The organism is Variovorax sp. 278MFTsu5.1, assembly GCF_048305045.1.
GTDB classification, from domain to species: Bacteria; Pseudomonadota; Gammaproteobacteria; order Burkholderiales; family Burkholderiaceae_C; genus Variovorax; species Variovorax guangxiensis.
On sequence record NZ_CP157622.1, the window covers coordinates 1,180,560 to 1,204,613 of the forward strand.

At 67.1% G+C, this 24,054-nt stretch carries 21 protein-coding genes; 11 read left to right on the plus strand and 10 right to left on the minus strand.

Annotated elements, in window-relative coordinates; genetic code table 11:
• The first annotated feature begins 22 nt into the window (after positions 1 to 22).
• The 3 genes from tldD to ABL844_RS05150 all read left to right on the plus strand — a co-directional run bounded on the left by tldD (position 23) and on the right by ABL844_RS05150 (position 3,462).
• Positions 23 to 1,483, plus strand: coding sequence for a metalloprotease TldD (gene tldD, locus ABL844_RS05140; protein WP_418130674.1), 1,461 nt, complete (start codon positions 23 to 25; stop codon positions 1,481 to 1,483).
• Between the two features lie 83 nt (positions 1,484 to 1,566).
• A complete protein-coding gene (locus ABL844_RS05145) occupies positions 1,567 to 2,103 on the plus strand; it encodes a hypothetical protein (RefSeq protein ID WP_126021391.1) in 537 nt (178 codons plus the stop codon).
• A gap of 240 nt (positions 2,104 to 2,343) precedes the next feature.
• The gene (locus ABL844_RS05150; RefSeq protein ID WP_126021390.1) at positions 2,344 to 3,462 is read left to right on the plus strand and encodes a 3-deoxy-7-phosphoheptulonate synthase; all 1,119 of its coding nucleotides are present in this window, start codon (positions 2,344 to 2,346) and stop codon (positions 3,460 to 3,462) included.
• A 7-nt stretch (positions 3,463 to 3,469) separates the two neighbouring features.
• Here the strand turns inward: ABL844_RS05150 and ABL844_RS05155 are convergent, their stop codons facing one another.
• Positions 3,470 to 3,988: a cupin domain-containing protein gene (locus ABL844_RS05155; RefSeq protein ID WP_418130675.1), complete on the minus strand. Its 519-nt coding sequence runs from the start codon at positions 3,986 to 3,988 to the stop codon at positions 3,470 to 3,472.
• The gene (gene mpl, locus ABL844_RS05160; protein WP_418130676.1) at positions 3,985 to 5,388 is read right to left on the minus strand and encodes a UDP-N-acetylmuramate:L-alanyl-gamma-D-glutamyl-meso-diaminopimelate ligase; all 1,404 of its coding nucleotides are present in this window, start codon (positions 5,386 to 5,388) and stop codon (positions 3,985 to 3,987) included. The genes ABL844_RS05155 and mpl overlap by 4 nt, the downstream gene beginning before the upstream one ends.
• A 111-nt stretch (positions 5,389 to 5,499) precedes the next feature.
• Between mpl and ABL844_RS05165 the strand changes: the two genes are divergently transcribed.
• From ABL844_RS05165 to ABL844_RS05195, 7 genes are all read left to right on the plus strand, one after another.
• Entirely contained in the window at positions 5,500 to 6,096 is a 597-nt protein-coding gene (locus tag ABL844_RS05165; protein ID WP_184634762.1) for a hypothetical protein, read from the plus strand.
• Complete coding sequence (locus tag ABL844_RS05170; RefSeq protein ID WP_126021386.1) at positions 6,097 to 6,651, plus strand: TlpA family protein disulfide reductase; 555 nt, start codon at positions 6,097 to 6,099, stop codon at positions 6,649 to 6,651.
• A 100-nt stretch (positions 6,652 to 6,751) separates the two neighbouring features.
• Positions 6,752 to 7,225 carry an acetyl-CoA carboxylase biotin carboxyl carrier protein gene (accB, locus tag ABL844_RS05175; RefSeq protein WP_418124509.1) on the plus strand — a complete coding sequence of 158 codons (474 nt, stop codon included), beginning with the start codon at positions 6,752 to 6,754 and terminating at the stop codon, positions 7,223 to 7,225.
• Positions 7,226 to 7,227: 2 nt separating this feature from the next.
• Positions 7,228 to 8,577 carry an acetyl-CoA carboxylase biotin carboxylase subunit gene (accC, locus tag ABL844_RS05180; protein WP_184634765.1) on the plus strand — a complete coding sequence of 450 codons (1,350 nt, stop codon included), beginning with the start codon at positions 7,228 to 7,230 and terminating at the stop codon, positions 8,575 to 8,577.
• A gap of 15 nt (positions 8,578 to 8,592) precedes the next feature.
• The gene (prmA, locus tag ABL844_RS05185; RefSeq protein WP_418130677.1) at positions 8,593 to 9,486 is read left to right on the plus strand and encodes a 50S ribosomal protein L11 methyltransferase; all 894 of its coding nucleotides are present in this window, start codon (positions 8,593 to 8,595) and stop codon (positions 9,484 to 9,486) included.
• Between the two features lie 83 nt (positions 9,487 to 9,569).
• On the plus strand, positions 9,570 to 11,099 hold the full coding sequence (locus tag ABL844_RS05190; RefSeq protein ID WP_418130678.1) for a zinc-ribbon and DUF3426 domain-containing protein: 1,530 nt from the start codon (positions 9,570 to 9,572) through the stop codon (positions 11,097 to 11,099).
• A 66-nt stretch (positions 11,100 to 11,165) separates the two neighbouring features.
• The gene (locus ABL844_RS05195; RefSeq protein ID WP_418130679.1) at positions 11,166 to 12,068 is read left to right on the plus strand and encodes a carbohydrate kinase family protein; all 903 of its coding nucleotides are present in this window, start codon (positions 11,166 to 11,168) and stop codon (positions 12,066 to 12,068) included.
• A gap of 101 nt (positions 12,069 to 12,169) precedes the next feature.
• Here the strand turns inward: ABL844_RS05195 and ABL844_RS05200 are convergent, their stop codons facing one another.
• From ABL844_RS05200 to ABL844_RS05235, 8 genes are all read right to left on the minus strand, one after another.
• Positions 12,170 to 12,679, minus strand: coding sequence for a histone H1-like DNA-binding protein (locus ABL844_RS05200; RefSeq protein WP_019656794.1), 510 nt, complete (start codon positions 12,677 to 12,679; stop codon positions 12,170 to 12,172).
• Between the two features lie 196 nt (positions 12,680 to 12,875).
• Positions 12,876 to 14,135, minus strand: a complete 1,260-nt coding sequence (locus tag ABL844_RS05205; protein WP_418130680.1) for a ribonucleotide-diphosphate reductase subunit beta — start codon at positions 14,133 to 14,135, stop codon at positions 12,876 to 12,878.
• Between the two features lie 191 nt (positions 14,136 to 14,326).
• On the minus strand, positions 14,327 to 17,251 hold the full coding sequence (locus ABL844_RS05210) for a ribonucleoside-diphosphate reductase subunit alpha (RefSeq protein WP_184634770.1): 2,925 nt from the start codon (positions 17,249 to 17,251) through the stop codon (positions 14,327 to 14,329).
• Positions 17,252 to 17,600: 349 nt separating this feature from the next.
• Positions 17,601 to 18,212, minus strand: a complete 612-nt coding sequence (ampD, locus tag ABL844_RS05215) for a 1,6-anhydro-N-acetylmuramyl-L-alanine amidase AmpD (protein WP_418130681.1) — start codon at positions 18,210 to 18,212, stop codon at positions 17,601 to 17,603.
• Positions 18,199 to 19,773 carry a sigma-54-dependent transcriptional regulator gene (locus ABL844_RS05220; RefSeq protein ID WP_418130682.1) on the minus strand — a complete coding sequence of 525 codons (1,575 nt, stop codon included), beginning with the start codon at positions 19,771 to 19,773 and terminating at the stop codon, positions 18,199 to 18,201. The genes ampD and ABL844_RS05220 overlap by 14 nt, the downstream gene beginning before the upstream one ends.
• Positions 19,774 to 19,778: 5 nt before the next feature.
• Positions 19,779 to 21,476, minus strand: a complete 1,698-nt coding sequence (locus ABL844_RS05225; RefSeq protein WP_418130683.1) for a two-component system sensor histidine kinase NtrB — start codon at positions 21,474 to 21,476, stop codon at positions 19,779 to 19,781.
• The gene (locus tag ABL844_RS05230) at positions 21,473 to 21,733 is read right to left on the minus strand and encodes a PP0621 family protein (protein ID WP_184634778.1); all 261 of its coding nucleotides are present in this window, start codon (positions 21,731 to 21,733) and stop codon (positions 21,473 to 21,475) included. Before ABL844_RS05230 ends, ABL844_RS05225 begins: the two co-directional genes overlap by 4 nt.
• Before the next feature lies 1 nt (position 21,734).
• On the minus strand, positions 21,735 to 22,550 hold the full coding sequence (locus ABL844_RS05235) for a cytochrome C assembly family protein (RefSeq protein ID WP_126021374.1): 816 nt from the start codon (positions 22,548 to 22,550) through the stop codon (positions 21,735 to 21,737).
• Positions 22,551 to 22,665: 115 nt separating this feature from the next.
• Here ABL844_RS05235 and ffh point away from each other — a divergent pair, with 115 nt between their 5' ends.
• Entirely contained in the window at positions 22,666 to 24,054 is a 1,389-nt protein-coding gene (ffh, locus tag ABL844_RS05240) for a signal recognition particle protein (protein WP_184634780.1), read from the plus strand.

The following is a 24,054-nucleotide window of genomic DNA, read 5'->3' on the forward strand; positions in this document are numbered from 1 at the left end:
GGGCGAGCCATAGAATCCTGAAATGATCTCTCGCGAACCCACCATCGGGCGCCTCGCCACGGCGCAACAGCTCCTTCTCACGCCATTCGGCCTCGACGAATCGCACCTGAGCAAGGCCCTCGCCGAGATCACCGCGCACCGGGTGGACGACGCCGACCTGTACTTCCAGTACACCCGCAGCGAAGGCTGGAGCCTCGAGGAAGGCATCGTCAAGACCGGCAGCTTCAGCATCGACCAGGGCGTCGGCGTGCGAGCGGTCAGCGGCGAGAAGACCGCCTTCGCCTACTCCGACGACATTTCCGAGGCCTCGCTGCTCGACGCCGCGCGCACCGTGCGCTCCATCTCTTCCGCGGGCCGCGCCGGCAAGGTGAAGACGGCGCCCCGCAAGATCGCATCCAGCCGCTCGCTCTACCAGGGCATCGACCCCATCGCCACGCTCGACAGCACCGCCAAGGTGAAGCTGCTCGAGAAGGTCGAGAAGCTCGCCCGCTCGCGCGACCCGCGCGTGGCGCAGGTGATGGCGGGGCTGGCCAGCGAGTACGACGTGGTGCTCGTTGCCCGCGCCGACGGCACGCTGGCCGCCGACGTGCGGCCGCTGGTGCGCCTGTCGGTCACCGTGATCGCCGAGCAGAACGGCCGCCGCGAGATCGGCTCCGGCGGCGGTGGCGGGCGCTTCGGCCTGGCGTATTTCTCCGACGAGCAGATCGCCGAGTACGTCGACCATGCCGTGAAGGCGGCGCTGACCAACCTCGACGCGCGCCCGGCCCCGGCCGGCGAAATGACGGTGGTGCTGGGCTCCGGCTGGCCCGGCATCCTGCTGCACGAAGCCATCGGCCACGGGCTGGAGGGCGACTTCAACCGCAAGGGATCGAGCGCGTTCTCGGGCCGCATCGGCCAGCGCGTGGCGGCCAAGGGCGTGACGGTGCTCGACGACGGCACCATCGCCGACCGCCGCGGCTCGCTCAACGTCGACGACGAGGGCAACGCCAGCCAGCGCAACGTGCTGATCGAGGACGGCATCCTCAAGGGCTACATCCAGGACGCGCTCAACGCGCGCCTCATGAAGGTCAAGCCCACCGGCAACGGCCGCCGCGAAAGCTATGCCCACGTGCCGATGCCGCGCATGACCAACACCTACATGCTCGGCGGCGACAAGGAACCCGACGAAATCGTCGCGAGCATCAAGAAGGGCCTGTACGCCACCAATTTCGGCGGCGGGCAGGTCGACATCACCAGCGGCAAGTTCGTGTTCTCGGCCAGCGAGGCCTACTGGGTCGAGAACGGCAAGATCCAGTACCCGGTGAAGGGCGCGACCATCGTGGGCAACGGCCCCGACGCGCTCACCCGCGTGACCATGATCGGCAACGACATGGCGCTCGACTCCGGCGTGGGCACCTGCGGCAAGGAAGGCCAGAGCGTGCCCGTGGGCGTCGGCCAGCCCACCCTGCGCATCGACGGCCTGACTGTAGGTGGAACGGCTTAGGACTTTCGGCACTTGTGGACTGTTTCCTCCCGTTGCTAAGCTGCGCTCCTTTTTTGCGAAGAACGCATTCAAGGAGCATTTCGATGGGGAACAGGATCAATTCGCCCGCCGTTCTGTGGGCCGTGACCGCCGTGGTGGCGGTGGCCTCCGCCGGTTGCGCATCCCGCGGCAGTTCTGGTAGCCAGCCCGCGGCGGCGCCCGCACCCGCGGCGGCTGCGGCACCTGCCGCGCGCGGCGGAGCCAAGGCCGGCATGGACGCCCAGGGCAACGTGATCGACTCCTCCAAGGTCGAGGCCGGCAGCGGCCGCACCGTCAAGGGCCTGAACGGCTACGAAGGCGAGATCACCGGCAACCCGGCGCGTAACAGCAAGTTCGCGCGCCTGCAGATCGGCATGAGCGCCCGGCAGGTCACCGACATCGCCGGCCAGCCCACCGATCAGGGCGCATATGTAACCGGCAAGGCCTTCATTCCCTTCTATTTCGGTAGCGACCGCCATCGTTTCGAGATGACCTACAAGGGCCAGGGCCGCCTGATCTTCGCGGGCGGCGGCATGGGTGACTATTCCTCCGGCAACCTGATCTGGATCATCCACAACCCCAACGAATCGGGCTACCGGTAAACAACAGCGAGCCCGGTCCCTTGACCGGGTTTCGCTTTTCCGTGCTACATTGCCACCCCATGTCCGCTGTCCGCGCTTACTTTTTTGCCTACTTTTGGTTCCCGGTTTCCGGCGGACGAGAGGCGAGCGCGTAAAAAGCACACACGAATACCCTCCCAGAACCGCCGGTGGCCTCAAGCCCCGGCGGTTTTTTCTTGTCCCCTCGATTCCAACTCCAGCAGCACACAAGGAAGAAGCACCATGAGCACGAACAACTCCCCCGCCAGCGACAGCTGGTATGCGCGCGTCGAAAAAACCAGCAAGACCGACGACGAACGCATCAAGGACATCAACGTGCTCCCCCCTCCAGAACACCTCATCCGCTTCTTCCCCATCCGCGGCACCGCGGTCGAGACGCTGATCGAGGACACCCGCGGACGCATCCACAACATCATGGCCGGCAAGGACGACCGGCTGCTGGTGATCATGGGCCCGTGCTCGATCCACGACCCGGCCGCCGCGCTCGAATACGCCCGCCGCCTGAAGGCCGAGCGTGAGAAATACGCCGGCACGCTGGAGATCGTGATGCGCGTGTACTTCGAGAAGCCGCGCACCACGGTCGGCTGGAAGGGACTGATCAACGACCCGTACCTGGACGAGAGCTTCCGCATCGACGAAGGCCTGCGCATCGCCCGCCAGCTGCTGATCGACATCAACCGCATGGGCCTGCCGGCGGGCAGCGAGTTCCTCGACGTGATCTCGCCGCAGTACATCGGCGACCTGATTTCCTGGGGCGCCATCGGCGCGCGCACCACCGAAAGCCAGGTGCACCGCGAACTCGCCTCGGGCCTGTCGGCGCCCATCGGCTTCAAGAACGGCACGGACGGCAACATCCGCATCGCCACCGACGCCATCCAGGCGGCGGCGCGCGGCCATCACTTTCTGTCGGTGCACAAGAACGGCCAGGTCGCGATCGTGCAGACCAACGGCAACCGCGACTGCCACGTGATCCTTCGCGGCGGCAAGGCGCCCAACTACGACGCCGCCAGCGTCGAGGCCGCCTGCAAGGACCTGGAAGCCGCCAAGCTGCCGCCCACGCTGATGGTCGACTGCAGCCACGCCAACAGCTCCAAGCAGCACCAGAAGCAGATCGACGTGGCCAAGGACATCGCCGCTCAGATCGCTGACGGCTCCAAGCGCGTCTTCGGCGTGATGGTCGAAAGCCACCTGCAGCCGGGCGCCCAGAAGTTCACGCCGGGCAAGGACCAGCTCTCGGGCCTCGAATACGGCAAGAGCATCACCGACGCCTGCCTGGGCTGGGAAGACTCGGTGCAGGTGCTGGACACGCTCTCGCAAGCGGTCAAGCGCCGCCGGGGGTGAGCGGGCCCTAGAGCAATCCGGCCAGGTCGGGCCAGTGGTGCCGCATCGACGCAGCCTCGTCGCTGTCGGACGGCACCAGGGAGAAATCGGCGAAGTCGAAGCCCGGCCCGACCATGCAGGCGACCAGCGTGTAGTCGCCCGAGCTGTGGCTCTGGATCGGCCGCGCCGCCTGCCATTGGCCGGCGGGCACCACGTGCTGGGGACGAGTGCCGTGGATGTCGACCAGGCCCAGCCGCGTGTGCGCCGGCGCGGTCCGCATCGCGGCGTCGCAGGTCCACAGCGCGAGCGGCACGCCTTCGAGGTGCACCCAGACTTCGTCGGACAGCACCCGGTGCCAGCGCGAATGCTGGCCCGCCTCGAGCAGGTAATAGATGCTGGTCAGCGCGCTGCGCGGCGGGCGGCCATCGGCCGGCGTGACGCTCGATGTGGAGCGGAACACCTCGGCGTACCAGCCCCCTTCGGGGTGCGGCTGCAGCTTCAGCGTCTCGATCAGTTCGCGGGCTCGGCCGATCGGCATGGCGGTCATGATGCGGCCGCCGCGTGCAGGGCCGCAAGCAGTTTGTCGTGCACGCCGCCGAAGCCGCCGTTGCTCATGCAGACGATGTGATCGCCCGGCCGGGCCGCGGCGACGATCTGCTTCACCAGCGGCTCGATGGCCCCCGCGACCTGCGCGCGATCGCCCATCGGCGCGAGCGCGGCGGCCACGTCCCAGTCGAGGCCGGCCGTGTGGCAGAACGACAGGTCGGCCGATTCCAGGCTCCACGGCAACTGCGCCGCCATGACGCCCAGCTTCATCGTGTTGCTGCGCGGTTCGAAGACAGCGAGGATGCGCTCACTTTTGCGGCCAGCGTCGTCCAGCTTCTTGCGCAGGCCGTCGAGCGTGGTGCGGATCGCGGTGGGATGGTGGGCGAAGTCGTCATAGACCGTGATCGCGCCGCCGTCGCGCTCGACCGTGCCGCGCAGTTCCATGCGGCGGCGCACGTTGCGGAAGCTGCCGAGCGCCCGCGCTGCATCGGCCGGCGCCACGCCCACATGCTCGGCCGCGGCAATGGCGGCCAGCGCATTCATCTGGTTGTGCAGTCCGGAAAGCTCCCATTCGACCCGGCCGACCGCCTCGCCGCGCAGCAGCACGTCGAAGGCGTCGTGGGTGCCGCGTGCCTGCCACTCGCCGCCCGCGCCGAAGCGCGCGAGTTCGCTCCAGCAGCCCTGGGCCAGCACGCGCTGCAGGCTTTCCTCGGTGGCGTTCACCACCAGCCGGCCGGTGCCGGGCACGGTGCGCACGAGGTGGTGGAACTGGCGTTCGATGGCGGCAAGGTCGTCGAAGATGTCCGCGTGGTCGAACTCCAGGTTGTTCAGCACCGCGGTGCGCGGCCGGTAGTGCACGAACTTGCTGCGTTTGTCGAAGAAGGCCGTGTCGTACTCGTCGGCCTCGATGACGAAGGCGGGGCCGTCGCCCAGCCGGGCCGAGACGCCGAAGTCCAGCGGCACGCCGCCCACCAGGAAGCCGGGGGACTTGCCGCCCTTTTCAAGGATCCAGGCAAGCATCGAGGTGGTGGTCGTCTTGCCGTGGGTGCCGGCCACCGCCAGCACGTGGCGGCCCAGCAGAACGTGTTCGGCCAGCCACTGCGGGCCGCTGGTGTAGGGCTTGCCGGCGTCGAGGATGGCTTCCATCAGCGGGAACTTGGGACTGCCGTCGGCCAGCCGCGCGCGGGAGACCACGTTGCCGACCACGAACATGTCAGGGGCCAGCGAGAGCTGGTCGGCACCGAAGCCCTCGATCAGGTCGATGCCGAGGGCGCGCAGCTGGTCGCTCATCGGGGGGTACACGCCGGCGTCGCAGCCCGTGACCCGGTGGCCGGCTTCGCGGGCGAGGGCGGCCACTCCGCCCATGAAAGTGCCGCAGATACCCAGGATATGAATGTGCATTGGTCGATTCTAGGTAAGCGGTGTGCAGGCCCTTCGGCGGGGGCGCCCGTTTGTCCCGTGCCGCGTACTGATGTTCATGTGAGGGGCGCCTACTGCGGGCAAAATGCCCCGATGGACACGTCCAAGCGTGAAATCGCCGCCGCCGCAGCCCGCCTCGTCGTGGAGGAGGGGCTCGAATACGGCCCCGCCAAGCGGCGGGCCTTGCGCGACCTGGGGCTTTCGACGCGCACCGCGCTGCCGAACAACGACGAGGTCGAAGCCGAGGTGCGCGAGTACATCGAGCTCTTCTGCGCCGACACGCAGCCACAGGAATTGCACGCATTGCGCCTGCTCGCGCTCGAATGGATGGAGCGCATGGCTGTCTTCCGCCCTCATGTGGGCGGCGCCGTCTGGCACGGAACGGCCACGCGGCTGTCAGACATTTATATTCAGTTGTTCTGCGATGATCCCAAATCGGCGGAGATAGCCCTGATCGATCACCACGTGGACTACGAACCGCGCATGGTGACCGGCTTCCACGGCGAGCAGGTCGAGGCCCTGAGCGTGCATGCGCCGAGCCGCGCGCTCGGCGAGGAAATCGGCGTGCACCTGCTTGTGTACGACCTCGACGACCTGCGCGGCGCCCTGAAGCCTGATGCCCAGGGGCGCGTGCCGCGCGGTGACCTGCCCGCATTGCGCCGACTGATTGAACGAGAAAAGGACAAGTGAATGACTTCTTCGCCCACCCGACGCGGCATGCTCTATGCCGGCGTGGCGGCCGCGGCTGCGGCGGCCGGGCTCGGCGGCGCCTGGTGGAAGGAGCGCAGTGCAGGGGGCGGTGCGGGCGGCAAGGAGATGCTCGACGCAGCCTTCTGGGCCCAGAGCTTCGAGCGTCCGGAGGGCGGTGACCTCGTCCTGTCGAGTCTGCGGGGCAAGCCGCTGCTGCTGAACTTCTGGGCGACATGGTGCCCGCCCTGCGTCGAGGAAATGCCGATGATCGACGCCTTCTTCCGTCAAAATGGGGCGAATGGATGGCAAGTGATCGGATTGGCCATCGATCAGCCGAGCGCCGTGCGCAAGTTCCTGCAGCGCACGCCGGTCACCTATCCCACGGGCCTGGCCGGCCTGCAGGGCACCGAACTGGTCAAGAACCTGGGCAACACGGGCGGCGGACTGCCTTTCACGCTGGTCCTGAACGCGAACGGCTCCGTGGCCGCCCGTAAAATGGGCAAGCTCGAAGCGACCGACCTGGAGACTTGGCGGCGTGAACTGGTTCATGGTTAGAATCAGTTCCTTACGCTGGCGTTAGACGCCGAACGCCGAAAATCACCGATTTTCGAACAAGTTATATCCTGAAGACCGGCACAGCCGGCACTGGAGTCCCATGGATCTGCGCAAACTCAAGACACTGATCGATCTGGTGTCCGAATCGAATATTTCCGAACTGGAAATCACGGAAACCGAAGGCAAGGTTCGCATCGTCAAGGGCGGCGGCGCCGCTCCGGTGCAGTATGTGCAAACCCTGGCCGCGCCTCAGGCCGCTGCCGCCGCGCCGGCCGCGGCCGTCAGCGCCCCGGCGGCTCCCGCCGCGGCCGCTGCGCCTGCCGCCGAGGCCGCGCCGTCCGGCCATGCGGTGAAATCGCCGATGGTCGGCACTTTCTATCGTTCGTCGAGCCCGGGCGCTCCGGCATTCGTCGAGGTCGGCAGCAAGGTCAACGAGGGCGACACCCTCTGCATCATCGAGGCGATGAAGATCCTCAACGAAATCGAGGCCGACAAGTCCGGCACCATCACCCAGATCCTCGGCGAAAACGGCCAGGCGGTCGAATACGGACAGCCGCTGTTCATCATCGAGTAAGCATGTTCAAGAAGATCCTGGTTGCAAACCGGGGGGAAATCGCCCTCCGGATCCAGCGCGCCTGCAGCGAGCTCGGCATCAAGGCCGTGATGGTCTATTCCGAGGCCGACCGCGACGCCAAGTACATCAAGCTCGCCGAAGAGGCTGTCTGCATCGGACCGGCCCCATCGGCGCAGAGCTACCTCAACATGCCGGCGATCATCTCGGCGGCCGAGGTGACCGACGCCGAGGCGATCCACCCCGGCTACGGCTTCCTGAGCGAGAACGCGAACTTCGCCGAGCGCGTGGAGCAGAGCGGCTTCCAGTTCATCGGCCCGACGCCCGACAACATCCGCACCATGGGCGACAAGGTGTCGGCCAAGCAGGCGATGATCAAGGCCGGCGTGCCCTGCGTGCCCGGCTCGGAAGGCGAGCTCTCGGACGACGCCGCCACCAACAAGCGCATCGCGCGAGCCATCGGCTACCCGGTCATCATCAAGGCCGCCGGCGGCGGCGGTGGCCGCGGCATGCGCGTGGTGCACACCGAGGCGGCGCTGGTCAACGCGATCCAGATGACGAAGGCGGAAGCCCAGGCGGCCTTCAACAATCCGGCCGTGTACATGGAGAAGTTTCTCCAGAACCCGCGCCACATCGAGATCCAGGTGCTGGCCGACAAGCACAAGAACGCCGTCTACCTCGGCGAGCGCGACTGCTCCATGCAGCGCCGCCACCAGAAGGTGATCGAGGAGTCGCCCGCGCCCGGCATCCCGCGCAAGCTGATCGAGAAGATCGGAGAGCGCTGCGCCGCGGCCTGCAAGAAGATCGGCTACCGTGGCGCCGGCACCTTCGAGTTCCTCTATGAGAACGGCGAGTTCTACTTCATCGAGATGAACACGCGCGTGCAGGTGGAGCACCCGGTGACCGAGTTCACCACCGGCATCGACATCGTCAAGACGCAGATCATGGTCGCGGCGGGTGAGCGCCTGCCGTTCACGCAGCGCCAGATCCAGATGAACGGCCACGCCATCGAGTGCCGCATCAACGCGGAAGACGCCTGGAAGTTCATTCCCTCGCCGGGCCGCATCACCATGTGGCACCCGCCGGGCGGCCCGGGCGTGCGCGTCGACTCGCATGCGTACACCAACTACTTCGTGCCGCCGAACTACGACTCGATGATCGGCAAGATCATCGTCTACGGTGACACGCGCGAGCAGGCGATGGCGCGCATGCGCACGGCGCTGAACGAGACGGTGATCGAAGGCATCCAGACCAACATCCCGCTGCACCGCGAGCTGATGGTCGACGCCAAGTTCATGAGCGGCGGTACCAACATCCACTATCTGGAAGAGTGGCTGGCCGCACACAAGCGCTGAGCCTGGAACATCGCGATGTTTGAACTTCGCCTCATGGCGCCGGAAGACCGGGTCGAGACGCTGTGCGAAGCGCTCGATGCGCTCGACGCATTGAGCGTGTCGGTGGAAGACGCCGACGCGCAGACCGATGCGGAGCAGGCGCTGTTCGGCGAGCCTGGCATGCCGCCGCCCAAGGAGGGCTGGCAGCGTTCGCGCGTGATCGCGCTCTTTCCCGACGAGGCGCAGGCCAAGGACGCCGCTTCGGTGCTCGCGCTGCAGGACTTCTTTGACGAAGGCTGCGAGGTGCTCGGCATCGCGACGGTGCCCGAGCAGGACTGGGTGCGCCTGACGCAATCGCAGTTCGCGCCCGTCGAAGTCACGCCCGAGTTCTGGATCGTGCCGACCTGGCATGAGCCGCCCGAGCAGGCGAAGCAGGTGATCAGGCTCGATCCGGGCCTGGCCTTCGGCACCGGCACGCATCCCACCACGCGCATGTGCCTGCGCTGGATCGCGACGCGAGGCGAGGGGGCCCTGGCCGGCAGGCGCGTGCTCGACTACGGCTGCGGGTCCGGCATCCTGGCGATCGGCGCCGCGAAGTTCGGCTCCACCGACATCGATGCCGTCGACATCGACGAAGCAGCGGTCTCCTCGACCGTGCTCAACGCCGAAGCCAACGGCGTGAAGCTCAAGGCCGGCCTGCCCGACGCCGCCAAGGGCGAATACGACATCGTGCTGGCCAACATCCTGGCCACGCCGCTCAAGCTGCTCGCGCCGCTGCTGCGCGGCCATGTGAAGGCGGGCGGCTCGCTCGTCATGGCCGGCATCCTCGAACGCCAGGCCGACGAACTGAAGGAAGCCTACGCACCGTACGCGGTGCTCGAAGTCAGCGACAGCGAGGACGGCTGGATCCTCATTACGGCCCGCTGCTGAGCTGCTGCGGCGCACGCGGCCGGTTTCTTGCGTGGCCTTGAGCCCCTCGCGCGGCGAGGGCCCAACCCTACAATCGCCCGGTCATGAGTCTCGTCACGCGCTGCCCTGCCTGCACCACCACCTTCAAGGTGGTGCGCGACCAGCTTCGCATCTCGGATGGCTGGGTGCGCTGCGGCCGCTGCAGCAATGTGTTCGACGCGACGCTCGACCTGCACGAGACATCCGAAGGGACCGGCGGGACAGCGGTCGCGCCTGGTGCGTCGCCGGCGGTGCAGGGCAGTGGCTTCATGCCGGGGCTGGTCGAGCAGCCTGCTGCGGAGCCGGCGCCTTCGCCCGAGCCTCCCGCGCCTTCGCCTGCACCGGAACCCTTGCCCCCGGCCGAGCCCGGACTCGAGGAGCCGGAGCAACCCCTGTCGTCATCCGCCGAGGATGCGGACTTCTTTGACGACGAGCCCGAGCATCAGCGCCAGCGCAAGGATTGGCTCACGGACGAGGAGCACCTGCTTCCGCCGGATGCCCTGGTGCTCGACCCCACGCCGAAGACCGTGTCGCCGCTGGTGCAGTCGCCGCCTCCTGCCCCGGCGTCGCCGCTGCCCGCGTTCTCGCTGACCCTGCCCGAGCACGGCCTCGCCGCCGACGAGCCGTGGTCCGACCTCGACGCCACGCAGCCCGCCTGGAAGCCGCCGCCGAGCACGCTGCCGCCGTTTCCGAACATCGACCTGAATCTTGCGTCTCCGCCGCCCGCGCCGCCACCACCGGCGCCGCCGCTGCCGGTTACGCCGCGCATCGTCAAGACGCGCACGCTCATCCAGCGTGCGAGCGATGACGACGCCGCCGACGACGGTGGTGCCGCGGACGAACGCGAGCAACTGGAGAAGGAACACGACCAGGTCCAGATGCAGAAGGCGCTGCGCCGGGCTCGTGCAAAGTCGGCCAAGATCGCAAGCGCCAAGGCGCGCGAGGAGCGTGCGGCCGCGAAGGCATCGCCGGCCCTGGTGGTGCGGGAAGAGACCGAAAGCGGAGCCGACGAGCCCGATCCGGTGCTCTCGCCGATCTTCGAGCCGCCGCCGGGGCATCCCTTCGCGGAGGACGACGAGCCGCTGGAAAAGGCACCGGGCTTCTGGCAGCGCAGGGGTGTGCGGGTGCTGCTGGTCCTGCTGGCGGTTCTTGCGGCGCTGTTGCTGGTTCTGCAGATCGTTCGCCATGAACGGGACGGCATCGTCGCGCGCCAGCCCAACCTGCGGCCCACGCTTGCGGCGCTGTGCCAGTACACCGGCTGCGAGCTCGGCGCGCTGCGCCAGATCGGCGACATCGTGATCGAAGGCGCGGCCTTCGCGCGCGAGAAGAGCGGCGGCAACGACTACCGCCTGAGCTTCACCCTGCGCAACGGCGCCACGGTGCCGCTCGCGATGCCGGCCGTCGAGCTCTCGCTGCTCGACACGCAGGAGCGCGCCGTGGTGCGCCGCGTGCTGATGCCGGCGGACTACGGCGCTCCGGCCGTGTTGCAGGCGCGCGCGGATCGCGCGGCCTCGCTGCCCCTGACCTTGTCCGCTTCGGAAGCGGCGGCGCTGCCGCCCGTCGCGGGCTATCGCGTCGAGGCTTTCTATCCCTGAGCGGGGCTCGTGCGCGCGTGTGTCCTTCTCGCTTTCATCCACCACTCAACACACCAACGGCTAACCATGGCAGCAGTGATTTGCGGTTCCCTCGCATTCGACACCATCATGACTTTCGAGGGCCGGTTCGCCGACCAGATCCTTCCTGATCAGTTGCACATCCTCAATGTGTCGTTCCTGGTGCCGACGCTACGCCGCGACTTCGGCGGCTGCGCGGGCAACATCGCCTACAGCCTCAATGCGCTGGGCGGCACGGCGCTGCCTATGGCCACGCTGGGCAGCGATGGCGCCACGTACCTCGAGCGCATGCGCTCGCTGGGCATCAGCACGGAGTTCGTGCGCCAGCTCGACGACACCTTCACCGCGCAGGCGATGATCATGAGCGACGTCGACAACAACCAGATCACCGCCTTCCACCCCGGCGCGATGCAGCAGGCGCACGTCACCAAGGTGGCTGCGCGCGAGGACATCAAGCTCGGCATCATCGCCCCCGATGGCCGCGACGCGATGCTGCAGCACGCTGAGCAGTTCGCCGCAGCGGGCATCCCGTTCGTGTTCGATCCGGGCCAGGGCCTGCCGATGTTCGATGGCGAGGCGCTGCGCCATTTCGTCGATCTGGCGAGCTGGGTGGTGGTGAACGATTACGAAGGAAAGATGCTGTCGCAGCGCACCGGCTGGAGCCTTGCGGAGATCTCCAGGCGCGTGCGTGGCCTCGTGGTCACGCTGGCGGCCGAGGGCTGCGAGATCTGGATCGATGGCGAGCGCGAGCACGTGCCGGGCGTGGTGGCCACCGAGGTGGTCGAGCCCACGGGCTGCGGCGACGCATGGCGTGGCGCGCTGCTCTTCGGTCTGGAAAAGGGCTGGCCGCTCGCGCAGTGCGCGGCGCTGGGCAACAAGGTCGGCGCGATCAAGATTGCGCAGCGTGGCCCGCAGAACTACGAGATCGATCGCAAGGCGCTGGGCGTCTGATCTTCTCTTTGAGAGAGCGCCTGGAAGGGCGATAAGGGGCGATAAAAAAAGCCCGGCACCGTGAGGTGCCGGGCTTTTTGCCTTCAAGGCCGCTGAGAAACTCAGGGCTTGCTGGCCGTGGGGAACGGCCAGGCTGCCTGGGGGTTCAGCGTCGTTTGCGCCGCAGGGGCAGGCGCTACGGCGGCAGCCTTGGCAGGAGCAGCGGCCTTGGGAGCCTTCTTCGCAGCAGGCTTCTTGGCAGCAGGCTTTTTCGCGGCTTTCTTGGCCGCAGCCTTTTTGGCAGGGGCCTTCTTGGCAGCAGCCTTCTTCGCAGGCGCCTTCTTGGCAGCGGCCTTCTTCGCCGGGGCCTTCTTGGCAGCAGCCTTCTTCGCAGGCGCCTTCTTCGCTACGGCCTTCTTGGCAGGAGCCTTCTTGGCAGCGGCCTTCTTCGCCGGTGCTGCCTTCTTCGCTGCTACCTTCTTTGCCGGAGCCTTCTTGGCAGCGACCTTCTTGGCCGGTGCCTTCTTGGCGGCTACCTTCTTGGCAGGAGCCTTCTTGGCGGCGACGGCCTTCTTAGCCGGAGCCTTCTTTGCAGCGGCTTTCTTAGCCGGAGCTTTCTTTGCAGTTGCCATTTCTATTTCTCCTTGATCAAGTTGAAAAAATCAACCTATTGAAGCACTCCACGCACGTTGGGTAACGTGAAGCGATTCATGGTGTTGGAATCTTTGCTCCAGCACCATGAACACCTGAGCCCTCGTCCATGCCGCGCTCTTCGGCGCGATCGGTGGCAAGGGCAATTCTTGAATTCATTAATTCTTTTCGAAAGATTCAATCCCAGGAGAGCGCACCACCCGACTGGTATTCGATCACGCGGGTTTCGAAGAAATTGCGCTCTTTCTTCAGGTCAATCATTTCGCTCATCCACGGGAACGGATTTTCTTCGTTCGGGAAGAGCGTTTCGAGGCCGATCTGCTGTGCACGCCGGTTGGCGATGTAGCGCAGGTAGCCCTTGAACATGGAGGCGTTCATGCCGAGCACGCCACGGGGCATGGTGTCTTCGGCGTATCTGTATTCGAGCTCGACGGCACGCAGGAAGAGTGCCTTGATCTCCGCCTTGAACTCCGCCGTCCAGAGGCCGGGATTCTCGAGCTTGAGCTGGTTGATCAGGTCGATGCCGAAATTGCAGTGCATCGACTCGTCGCGCAGGATGTACTGGTACTGCTCGGCGGCGCCGGTCATCTTGTTCTGGCGGCCCAGCGCGAGGATCTGCGTGAAGCCGACGTAGAAGAAGAGGCCTTCCATCAGGCAGGCGAACACGATGAGCGACTTGAGCAGCTTCTGGTCGGCCTCGGGCGTGCCGGTGTGGAAGTTGGGGTCGCTGATGGCGTCGATGAACGGGATCAGGAACTGGTCCTTCTCGCGGATCGACGGCACTTCGTTGTAGGCGTTGAAGATCTCGCTCTCGTCCAGGCCGAGCGACTCGACGATGTACTGGTACGCGTGCGTGTGGATCGCTTCCTCGAAAGCCTGGCGCAGCAGGAACTGGCGGCATTCGGGCGCCGTGATGTGGCGGTAGGTGCCCAGCACGATGTTGTTGGCGGCCAGCGAGTCGGCGGTCACGAAGAAGCCGAGGTTGCGCTTGACGATGCGGCGCTCGTCTTCGCTCAGGCCGTTCGGATCTTTCCAGAGCGCGATGTCGCGCGTCATGTTCACTTCCTGCGGCATCCAGTGGTTGGCACAGGTGGCGAGGTACTTCTCCCACGCCCACTTGTACTTGAACGGCACCAGCTGGTTGACGTCGGTCTGGCCGTTGATGATGCGCTTGTCCGAAGCCTTGACGCGCTGGGTGGATTGGGTGGCGACTGCGGGCGTTGCTGCTGCAGGAGCGGCGGTGGCAACCGGGCGCACCTGCGCGCCGTCATCGAGCGTGCTGAAGGTGCGGAGGGTGGGTTGCGCGACGGAAGACGAAGCCGGAGCGTCCACCGAACGGCCTGCGGGCAATCCGCCGGTCGATGCGTTGTGGTGCTGCAAACCTTGTTGCATATCCTTTGGTAAGGAGGGCTTGACTTCTTCGTCCCAGGTCAACATAGAAAAATCCAATGCTCAAATTATCGGAGTAACGATGTGAGTTGCAAAGTGCTCGTTCACATCGCACGCCATTTATGTGGTTGTTATGTTGCTCGCATGCATCGCGCGATGTCAGTCAATGCCTTGATTGATTGAACGTCGCGCGATTTCGCGAGCACCTCACTGAGTTGTTGTCGCGAGCACCGAAGCGTTTATTGGCACGCTTCGCAGGTCGGATCGTCCACGCCGCAGAACGCGATGTCGGTGGCGGGAATCGCGCTCATCTGCGCCTTTGCCGCAGCAGCAGCGGCTTCGAGCGCGCTCATGCCGGAGGAAGAAGTCGCTTCGCCGTTGCCCGACGACACCGCGTTGAGGCGGCCCGACTGCACCGTCGACTTCTCTGCGTGCGTCGCGCTCTGCGTGCGCAGGTAGTACGTGGTCTTCAGGCCGCGCAGCCATGCGAGCTTGTAGGTGTCGTCGAGCTTCTTGCCCGATGCGCCGGCCATGTAGATGTTCAGCGACTGCGCCTGGTCGATCCACTTCTGGCGACGCGCGGCGGCTTCCACCAGCCACGTGGTCTCGATCTCGAACGCGGTGGCGTAGAGCGCCTTCACGTCCTGCGGCACGCGGTCGATGGGGCGCAGCGAACCGTCAAAGTGCTTCAGGTCCATCACCATCACGTCGTCCCACAGGCCCAGGCGCTTGAGGTCGCGCACCAGGTAGTGGTTGATCACGGTGAATTCGCCCGACAGGTTCGACTTGACCGAGAGGTTGCCGAAGCAGGGCTCGATCGAGGCGTCCACGCCGATGATGTTCGAGATGGTCGCGGTCGGAGCAATCGCCACGCAGTTCGAGTTGCGCATGCCGTCGGCCTTGATCTTCGAGCGCAGCGCGTCCCAGTCGAGGGTGGCCGAGCGGTCGACCTCGACGTAGCCGCCGCGCTGCTTCTCGAGCAGGTCGAGCGAGTCGATCGGCAGCACGCCCTTGTCCCACAGCGAGCCCTTGTAGCTTGAGTACTTGCCGCGTTCCTTGGCCAGCTCGGTCGAGGCCCAGTAGGCGTGGTAGCAGATGGCTTCCATCGACTCGTCGGCGAACTGCACGGCTTCCTGCGAAGCGTAGGGAATGCGCAGTTCGTACAGCGCGTCCTGGAAGCCCATCAGGCCCAGGCCGACCGGACGGTGGCGCAGGTTCGAGTCGCGCGCCTTCTTCACGGCGTAGTAGTTGATGTCGATCACGTTGTCGAGCATGCGCATCGCGGTCGACACGGTCTTCTTCAGCTTCTCCTGGTCGACCTTGCCGTCCTTCAGGTGCTGCAGCAGGTTCACCGAACCCAGGTTGCACACGGCGGTTTCGGTGTCGCTGGTGTTCAGCGTGATCTCGGTGCACAGGTTGGACGAGTGCACGACGCCGGCGTGCTGCTGCGGCGAGCGCACGTTGCAGGCATCCTTGAACGTGATCCAGGGGTGGCCGGTCTCGAACAGCATCGTGAGCATCTTGCGCCACAGATCGGTGGCCTGGATGGTGCGGCTCGGCTTGATCTCGCCGCGGGCAGCCTTCTCTTCGTAGGCGACGTAGGCCTTCTCGAACTCGGCGCCGAACAGGTCGTGCAGGTCGGGCACGTTGGAGGGCGAGAACAGCGTCCAGGTGCCCTTTTCCATCACGCGGCGCATGAACAGGTCGGGGATCCAGTTGGCTGTGTTCATGTCGTGCGTGCGGCGGCGGTCGTCGCCGGTGTTCTTGCGCAGCTCCAGGAACTCCTCGATGTCGAGGTGCCAGGTTTCGAGGTAGGTGCAGACGGCGCCCTTGCGCTTGCCGCCCTGGTTCACGGCCACGGCCGTGTCGTTCACCACCTTCAGGAAGGGCACCACGCCCTGCGATTCGCCGTTCGTGCCCTTGATGTGGCTGCCGAGCGCGCGAACGCGGGTCCAGTCGTTGCCCAGGCCGCCGGCGAACTTCGACAGCAGCGCGTTTTCCTTGATCGACTCATAGATGCCGTCCAGGTCGTCGGGCACCGTGGTCAGGTAGCAGCTCGACAGCTGCGAGCGCAGCGTGCCGGCGTTGAACAGCGTGGGCGTGCTCGACATGAAGTCGAACGAAGACAGCACCTCGTAGAACTCGATGGCGCGCGCTTCGCGGTCGATCTCGTTGAGCGACAGGCCCATGGCCACGCGCATGAAGAAGGCCTGCGGCAGCTCGATGCGGGTCTTGCGCACGTGCAGGAAGTAGCGGTCGTACAGGGTCTGCAGGCCGAGGTAGTCGAACTGGTTGTCGCGCTCGGGCTTCAGGGCCGCGCCCAGGCGGGGCAGGTCGTACTGCAGCAGCTTCTCGTCGAGCAGGTCGTTGTCCACGCCCTTCTTGATGAACTGCGGGAAGTAGTCGGCGTAGGCGGATGCGCGTTCGGCGGGCAGCACTTCGCGGCCGATGATCTCCTTGAAGATCGTGTGCAGCAGCAGGCGTGCGGTGGCGAAGGTGTAGTCGGGGTCTTTTTCGATCAGCGTACGGGCCGCCAGGATCGAGGCCTTGTAGACCTCGTCGAGCGGCACGCCGTCGTACAGGTTGCGCATCGTCTCGGCGACGATGGGAGCGGCCGTGATGCTGTCGCCCAGGCCTTCGCAGGCCGACTCGATCAGGCTCTTGAGCTCATTCAGGTCGAGCGCGACCAGTTCGCCCTTGTCCAGCACGTGCAGCGCGGGAGCGGCCGGCACTTCCTGCTCGCCCTGCTTCGAGCGCTCCTGCGTGCGGCGTTCGCGGTACAGCACGTAGGCGCGGGCGATCTCATGGTGGCCGCCGCGCATCAGGCCGAGCTCGACCTGGTCCTGCACGTCCTCGATGTGGAAGGTGCCGCCGCCCGGACGGGAACGCACCAGCGCGCGGATCACGCCCTGCGTGAGCGTGTCGACCGTCTCGCGCACGCTGGCCGATGCCGCGCCCTGCGTGCCGTGCACGGCCAGGAAGGCCTTCATCATCGCGATGGCGATCTTGTTCGGCTCGAAGGGAACGACGGCGCCGTTGCGGCGGATGATCTGGTAGTGGGCCAGGTTCTGGCCGGCGGGGGAGCCAGCAGTGTCTCGCTGCTGCTGCGACGGCGTGGAGGGGATGGCACGCGGGGTCGATTGGGGGTTCAGGGCTGTTTGCATTCGCTTCCTCTCAGTTGGCAATTCTTGTTGGATGGCGGCACCTGGCCCGGCGCCGCACCGGTGTACGGTACCGGACGGGGGACACTATATCTAGGGTGCACGGGGCGTACAACCCACTAGATGTAGCGTTTTCCAATGGATACAAGGATTGCCGGTATTACTTCCGCAATAGAACACCTGCAAAGATGCCCCATGAATACTGGCCTATGGTCCTGCAACCCGCATGGGCCGTGGCTTGCAGGCCGATTTGGGCCTGCAGGGCGCATGGTTGCTGCATCGCGCGTTTGAAAGATTCTCTTTGCTGCGGCGCATGAGCGTCGCATCGCAAGCCGCCGCGCGATTGAAAAAATTAGCGCCGGATCACCTGCTCGGGAAACATCTGTGGATTCCAGCCGAGCTGTTCGCGCAGCAGGCGCCAGTCGAAGCCGGCGCCCGGGTCCTGCTTGCGCCCCGGCGCGACGTGCTCGTGGCCGGCGATGTGCCCGACCGGAAAATGCTGCGCGATGGCGGCGCAAAGGCTCGCGAGCGTCTCGTATTGAGGCTCCTCGAAGGGCTGTCCTTCCAGGCCCTCCAGCTCGATGCCGATGGAGTAGTCGTTGCAGTTTTCGCGGCCGCGCCAGGACGACACGCCCGCATGCCAGGCGCGGTCGTCGCAGCTCACGAACTGCCAGAGTTCGCCGTTGCGCCGCACGTAGAAATGCGACGAAACCTCCAGCCCGCGTATGGCCTGGAAGTAGGGGTGCGCATCCCAGTCGAGCCGGTTGGTGAAAAGCCGCTGCACCTCGTCGCCGCCGTACTCGCCGGGCGGCAGGCTGATCGAGTGCAGCACGACGAGGTCGATCTGCGCGCCCAGCGGCCGGGGCCCGAAGTTGGGAGAGGGCAGTGCTTTCGCGAAGCGGTACCAGCCGGCCCGCCAGAGTGCGTCGCCAGACGCCGGGGGGGCTTCTTCAGTCGTCGGCATGGCTGCTGTTCGCACCATCGTCGCCGTTGGGCGTGGTGATGCCCAGCCGCGCGATGCGGTAGCGGATCTGGCGCAGGCTCATGCCGAGCCGCGCCGCGGCCGCGGTGCGGTTGAAGCCGCTCTCGTGCAGCGCGCGCACCAGGATCTCGCGCTCCTGCTGGTCGAGGTAGGACTGCAGGTCGGAAGGCAGCGGCGGCGGTGCGGCCCTGGGCGGTGCCACCACGGGTGCGCTCGGCGCCGGTGTCGGCACTGCCAGCGCATCGGCACCGATGGGCGACAGCGGCGCCGGCGCGGAGGACGCAGCAGCTTCGGCCGCGGCCGTGAAGCCGCCCATCAGGTCGAGATGCAGCTCGTCGCCGTCGTTCAGCGCGACCGCGCGGTGCAGCAGGTTCTCGAGCTCGCGCACGTTGCCATTCAGCGGATGCTGCGCGAGGCGGCGCAGCAGATCGTCGGACAGATGCGGCACCGGCAGGCCGCCGTCCTGTGCGATGCGCGAGAGCAGCGCGCTGCACAGCGCGGGCAAGTCCTCGCGGCGGTCACGCAGCGCGGGTACCGCGATCTCGATCACGTTGAGGCGGTAGAAAAGGTCTTGCCGGAAGCGGCCGGCCTGCACTTCGGAGTGGAGGTCCTTGTGGGTGGCGCTGACGATGCGCACGTCGACGGCATCTTCCTGCGTCGAGCCGATCGAGCGCACGCTGCGCTCCTGGATCGCGCGCAGGAGCTTCGACTGCATGGCCAGCGGCAGGTCGCCGATCTCGTCGAGAAAGAGCGTGCCGCCGCGCGCGGCCTGGAAGTAGCCGTCGCGGTCCTGCGAGGAGCCGGTGTAGGAGCCCTTCTTCGCGCCGAAGAACTCGGCCTCGAGCAGGTTCTCGGGAATCGCGCCGCAGTTCACCGCGACGAAGGGGCCTTCGCTGCGCTGGCTGCAGGCATGCACCGCGCGCGCGACCAGTTCCTTGCCGGTACCCGATTCGCCGCGCACCAGCACCGGCGCCATGCCCCGCGCCACCTTGGCGATGCGTGACTTGACCAGCCGCATCGGCTCCGATTCGCCCACCAGCCGGTCGAGCGCGGCGATGCCGGTGCCGGACGTAGGCGCCGCCTCTGCTTCGGCCCTGTTGCTTCCAGCGGGCGTCGCCTGCACAGGCTTGGCCAGCGGCTGCGGCGTCGTCCGCGCCTGCACGGCGGAAGCCACCACCGCGCGGAACTGCTTGAGGTCGACCGGCTTCGTGAGGTAGTCGAAGGCGCCGGCCTTCAGCGCCTCCACCGCGTTCTCGGCGGAGCCGTAGGCGGTCATCACCACGCAGCGCTCGCTGCGCTGATTCTTCTGGATGCGGTGGATGATCTCCATGCCCTGCCCGTCGGGCAGCCGCATGTCGGTGATCACCGCGTCGAAGCGCGCGGCCTCCAGGTGCTGCCAGGCTTCCGACACGCTGCCCGCCGCCTCGACGCGATAGCCCTCGCGCAGCAGCGTCAGCTCGTACAGCGTGCGCAGATCGGGCTCGTCGTCGATGACCAGGATCTGCGCCGGCCGCTGGGTGGAAGAAGAGGGGGAGTTGCTCACGGGCGCTATTGTGTCAGCCGGTTTTCGCTGGGGGCGAAGCTGACGAAGAATTCGTTGCCCTCGGGCCCGCCCGGCACCAGCGCGCGGCGCTCGTAGCCGATGGTGGCGCCGTGCCGCCGGCACAGCTCGCGGCACAGGAAAAGGCCCAGGCCGCTGGAGCGGCTCTCCGAGGAGAAGAACGGCTCGAACAGGTGCCGCTGCACCGCCGGTTCGAGCGGTGCGCCGTCGCTCCACACCATCAGGCTCGGGCGGCTGGTGCCGCTGCGCTGCAGCGCGGTCAGCACCTGGATCGAGCCCTCGCGCGTGCCGGCGTAGCGCGAGGCGTTGTCCAGCAGGTTCACGATCAGCCGGCGCAGGTGCTCGGCGTCGAAGCGCACCTCGCTGGCGGGCGCGTCGAACGACATGAGCACGCCCTTGCGCTGCGTCTGGCGCACCCATTCCTCGGCCAGCACCTGCACCGCAGGGTCGAGCACCAGCTGCTCGCCGAGCGAGAGCACGCGCTGCTGGCGCGCGCGGGAAACGTCGAGCACGTCGTCCACGATGCGCGCCAGGCGCTGCGCGTTGTGCTGCACCATGCTCGTCAGCTTGCGGTGCGCGGGGTCGGTCAGGTCTTCGTTGAGCAGCGCGCTGGCCTGCGTGATGGCGGCCAGCGGGTTGCGGATTTCGTGCGCCACGGCGGCCGACATGCGGCCCATGGCCGCCAGCTTCTCGGTGCGGATGCGGGCCTCGAGCTCGCGCAGGTCCTGCAGGAACATCACGCACAGGCTGTCCGCGCGCTTCTCGCTGGCGGGCGTGAGGCGAGTGCGCACGCGCACCTCGCGCGCCGCGCCGCGCGCCTGCGCCACCGGAATTTCCTCCGTCTGCGGCGCCCGGCGCGCGAAGGTCTGGCGGGCCAGCGCGGCGAGTGCGTGCCAGGCCGGCTGCGCATGCAGCGGGAAGGGCAGCGTCAGCCTGGCCAGGCCCTGGCCGAGGATGGCGTCGGCCGCGGGGTTGGCCGCATGCACCAGGCCCTCGGCGTCGATTACCAGCACGCCTTCGCTCAGCGTCTCGATCACCAGGTCGTTGACCTGCGCCTGCATCTGCGCGCTGCTGCGGTTGCGCTGCGCCACCGCTTCCTCGCGCGCCAGCCGGCGGGCCATCTCGTGCGCGAGCAGCGCCACCACGAAGAATCCGGTGCCGGTGAGCGCCGCCTGCACGAAGCGCGGCGACGAATCGGCTGGCTGCTGCAGCCAGTGCCAGCCCGCGTCGGCCAGCAGCAGCAGCGTGACGGTGGCAGTGGTGCCCAGGCTCACGATCATGGTGCCCAGCACCGCGCTCATGAGCACCGGCAGCGCGAACAGCGGCGTGTAGTTGACGTTGCCGCCCTGCAGCACCTGCAAGGCGGCGAAGGCCGCCAGGTCGATGCCGATGGTCATCAGCCACGACGCGGCGAAGCCCCGGATCGGCGGCTGGAAGCGCGAGTAGCGCATGCCCAGCCACGTCGCGGCCAGGTACAGCGCCGAGACGGCGATGGCCGCCGTCTGCATGGTCTGGCCGATCGCGAACGCCACGCCCTGCAGCAGCACCAGCACCAGCGCGACGAAGCAGCGCGCGCCCATGAAGCCGCGCCAGAGGCGGCCCAGCGCCGAGCTCTCGGCCGGGCCCTGGTCGAGCACGTCCCAGTCGGTGACCGGCTCGCCGCGCGACCACAGGGGCGTGCTCATTGCTGCGTGGCGGCTTCGCGGTGCGCGGTGCTGCAGTAGACCGCGCCGCCGGGGCCGGCGATGGCATCGGTCGCCGGCAGGTGCAGGCCGCAATGGGCGCAGCGCACCATGGCCTGCGGCTGGCTGGCGGCCGTGCGCTGCTGTTGCCGTGCCTTGGCCGCGCGCTCGCGCATGGCGTCGTGCATTTCTTCGCGCCGGTTCTTGCGCCAGAGCCAGATCGCGACCCAGAGCACCGCGAGGACGAGGAGGTATTTCATTTCAGACGGGGGGGCGCGCGAGAACCACTTCGAGCACGAAGCGCGAGCCGACGTAGGCCAGCAGCAGCAGCGCCGAGCCGGCATAGAGCACGCGGCGCGCGGTCCGTCCGCGCCAGCCGAAGCGGGCGCGGCCGATCAGCAGGATCGCGAAGCTGATCCAGGCGAGCACCGAGAAGATGGTCTTGTGGTCCCATTTCCAGGCACGGCCGGCGGCGCCGTACAGCTGCTCGCTGAACAGCAGGCCCGCCAGCAGCGTGGCCGACAGCAGCACGAAGCCGGCGGTGACGAAGCGGAAGGTGAGCCGCTCGAGCGTGAGCAGCGGCACGCCGCCTTGCGGTTCCACGGCCGCGGCCAGGCGGATCTGCTTCTCTGCGCGGGTGATGAGCCAGGCGTGCACCACCGCGGCGCCGAAAAGGCCGTACGAGGCGATGCCCAGCGCCAGATGCAGCGGCAGCCACGGCGAGGCCGTCACGTGCAGCGGCGTGCCGGGAAACAGGATGGCCAGCAGCACCGCGGCCGCGCCCAGCCAGGCGAGCGCGCGACGCACCTTCAGTTGCGGATACATGCGGCTTTCGACCGCGTAGACAGTGAGCACCAGCCAGGCCGTGACCGACAGCGCGGGCGCGAAACCGAAGCGCGGTTCGCTGCCGACGAGACCATGGGCGAGAGCGGCGGCGTGCAGCAGCCATGCGATCCCGAGCGTCCATTGGGTCGATTGGCGGCTGAATCTGGCGCCGGCGGCGGCGACAAAACCGTAGGCAACCGCGGTGGCGATGCCCAGAGCCACGCCGAGCGGGGAGGGGATCGCTAAAATCATCGGCCGGAGTTTAGCGTCTCGCTATTGCGTTCCCGGCGCCCGGCTTCAAGTTCTTTCCCGTCTCCCAGGCTTCTCATCCGGCCCGCGCCATAGCGGGCAGCAAGGCATCCCCCTCATGGCCACCGCCCTCACAGAAAAGTTCTCCCGCCTCGTCAAGACGATGAGCGGTCAGGCCCGCATCACCGAAAGCAACGTGCAGGACATGCTGCGCGAGGTGCGCATGGCGCTGCTGGAAGCCGACGTGGCCCTGCCCGTCGTGCGCGATTTCGTCGCCCGCGTGAAGGAGAAGGCGCTCGGCCAGGAAGTGCTGGGCTCGCTCAAGCCGGGCCAGGCGCTGGTGGGCATCGTCAACCGCGAGCTCGCCGCCACCATGGGCGAGGGCGTTTCCGACATCAACCTCGCGGCCCAGCCGCCGGCGGTGATCCTGATGGCCGGCCTGCAGGGCGCCGGCAAGACCACCACCACCGCCAAGCTGGCCAAGCACCTGATCGAGAAGCGCAAGAAGAAGGTGCTCACCGTGTCGGGCGACGTGTATCGCCCCGCCGCCATCGAGCAGCTCAAGACCGTCACCAGGCAGGCCGGCGCCGAGTGGTTCCCCAGCACGCCCGACCAGAAGCCGCTGGACATCGCGCGCGCCGCGCTCGACCACGCCAGGCGCCACTATTTCGACGTGCTGCTGGTCGACACGGCCGGCCGCCTGGCCATCGACGAAGTGCTGATGGCCGAGATCAAGCAGCTGCACGCCGCGCTCGACCCGGTCGAAACCCTGTTCGTGGTCGACGCCATGCAGGGCCAGGACGCAGTCAATACCGCCAAGGCCTTCAAGGAAGCGCTGCCGCTCACCGGCATCATCCTGACCAAGACCGACGGCGATTCACGCGGCGGCGCGGCGCTGTCGGTGCGGCAGGTGACGGGCGTGCCGATCAAGTTCGCGGGCGTGAGCGAGAAGATCGACGGCCTGGAGGTGTTCGACGCCGAACGCCACGCCGGCCGCATCCTGGGCATGGGCGACATCGTGGCGCTGGTCGAGCAGGTCACGGCCGGCGTCGACGTGGCGGCGGCGCAGAAGCTCGCCGCCAAGGTCAAGAGCGGCGCGGGCTTCGACCTCAACGACTTCCTTGGCCAGCTGCAGCAGATGAAGCAGATGGGCGGCCTCTCCAGCCTGATGGACAAGCTGCCCACGCAGATGGCCGCCAAGGCCAGCGAGGCCGACCTGAGCCGCGCCGAGCGCGATATCCGCCGCAAGGAAGGCATCATCAACAGCATGACTCCGCTGGAGCGGCGCAAGCCCGAGTTGCTGAAGGCCACGCGCAAGCGCCGCATCGCGGCCGGTGCCGGCGTGCAGGTCCAGGAAGTGAACCGCCTGCTCAACGAGTTCGAGCAGATGCAGGGAATGATGAAGAAGATGAAGGGCGGCGGCCTCATGAAGATGATGAAGCGCATGGGCGGCATGAAGGGCCTGGGCGGAATGGGCGGCCCCGGCGGGCCGAAGCTGCCGTTCTGA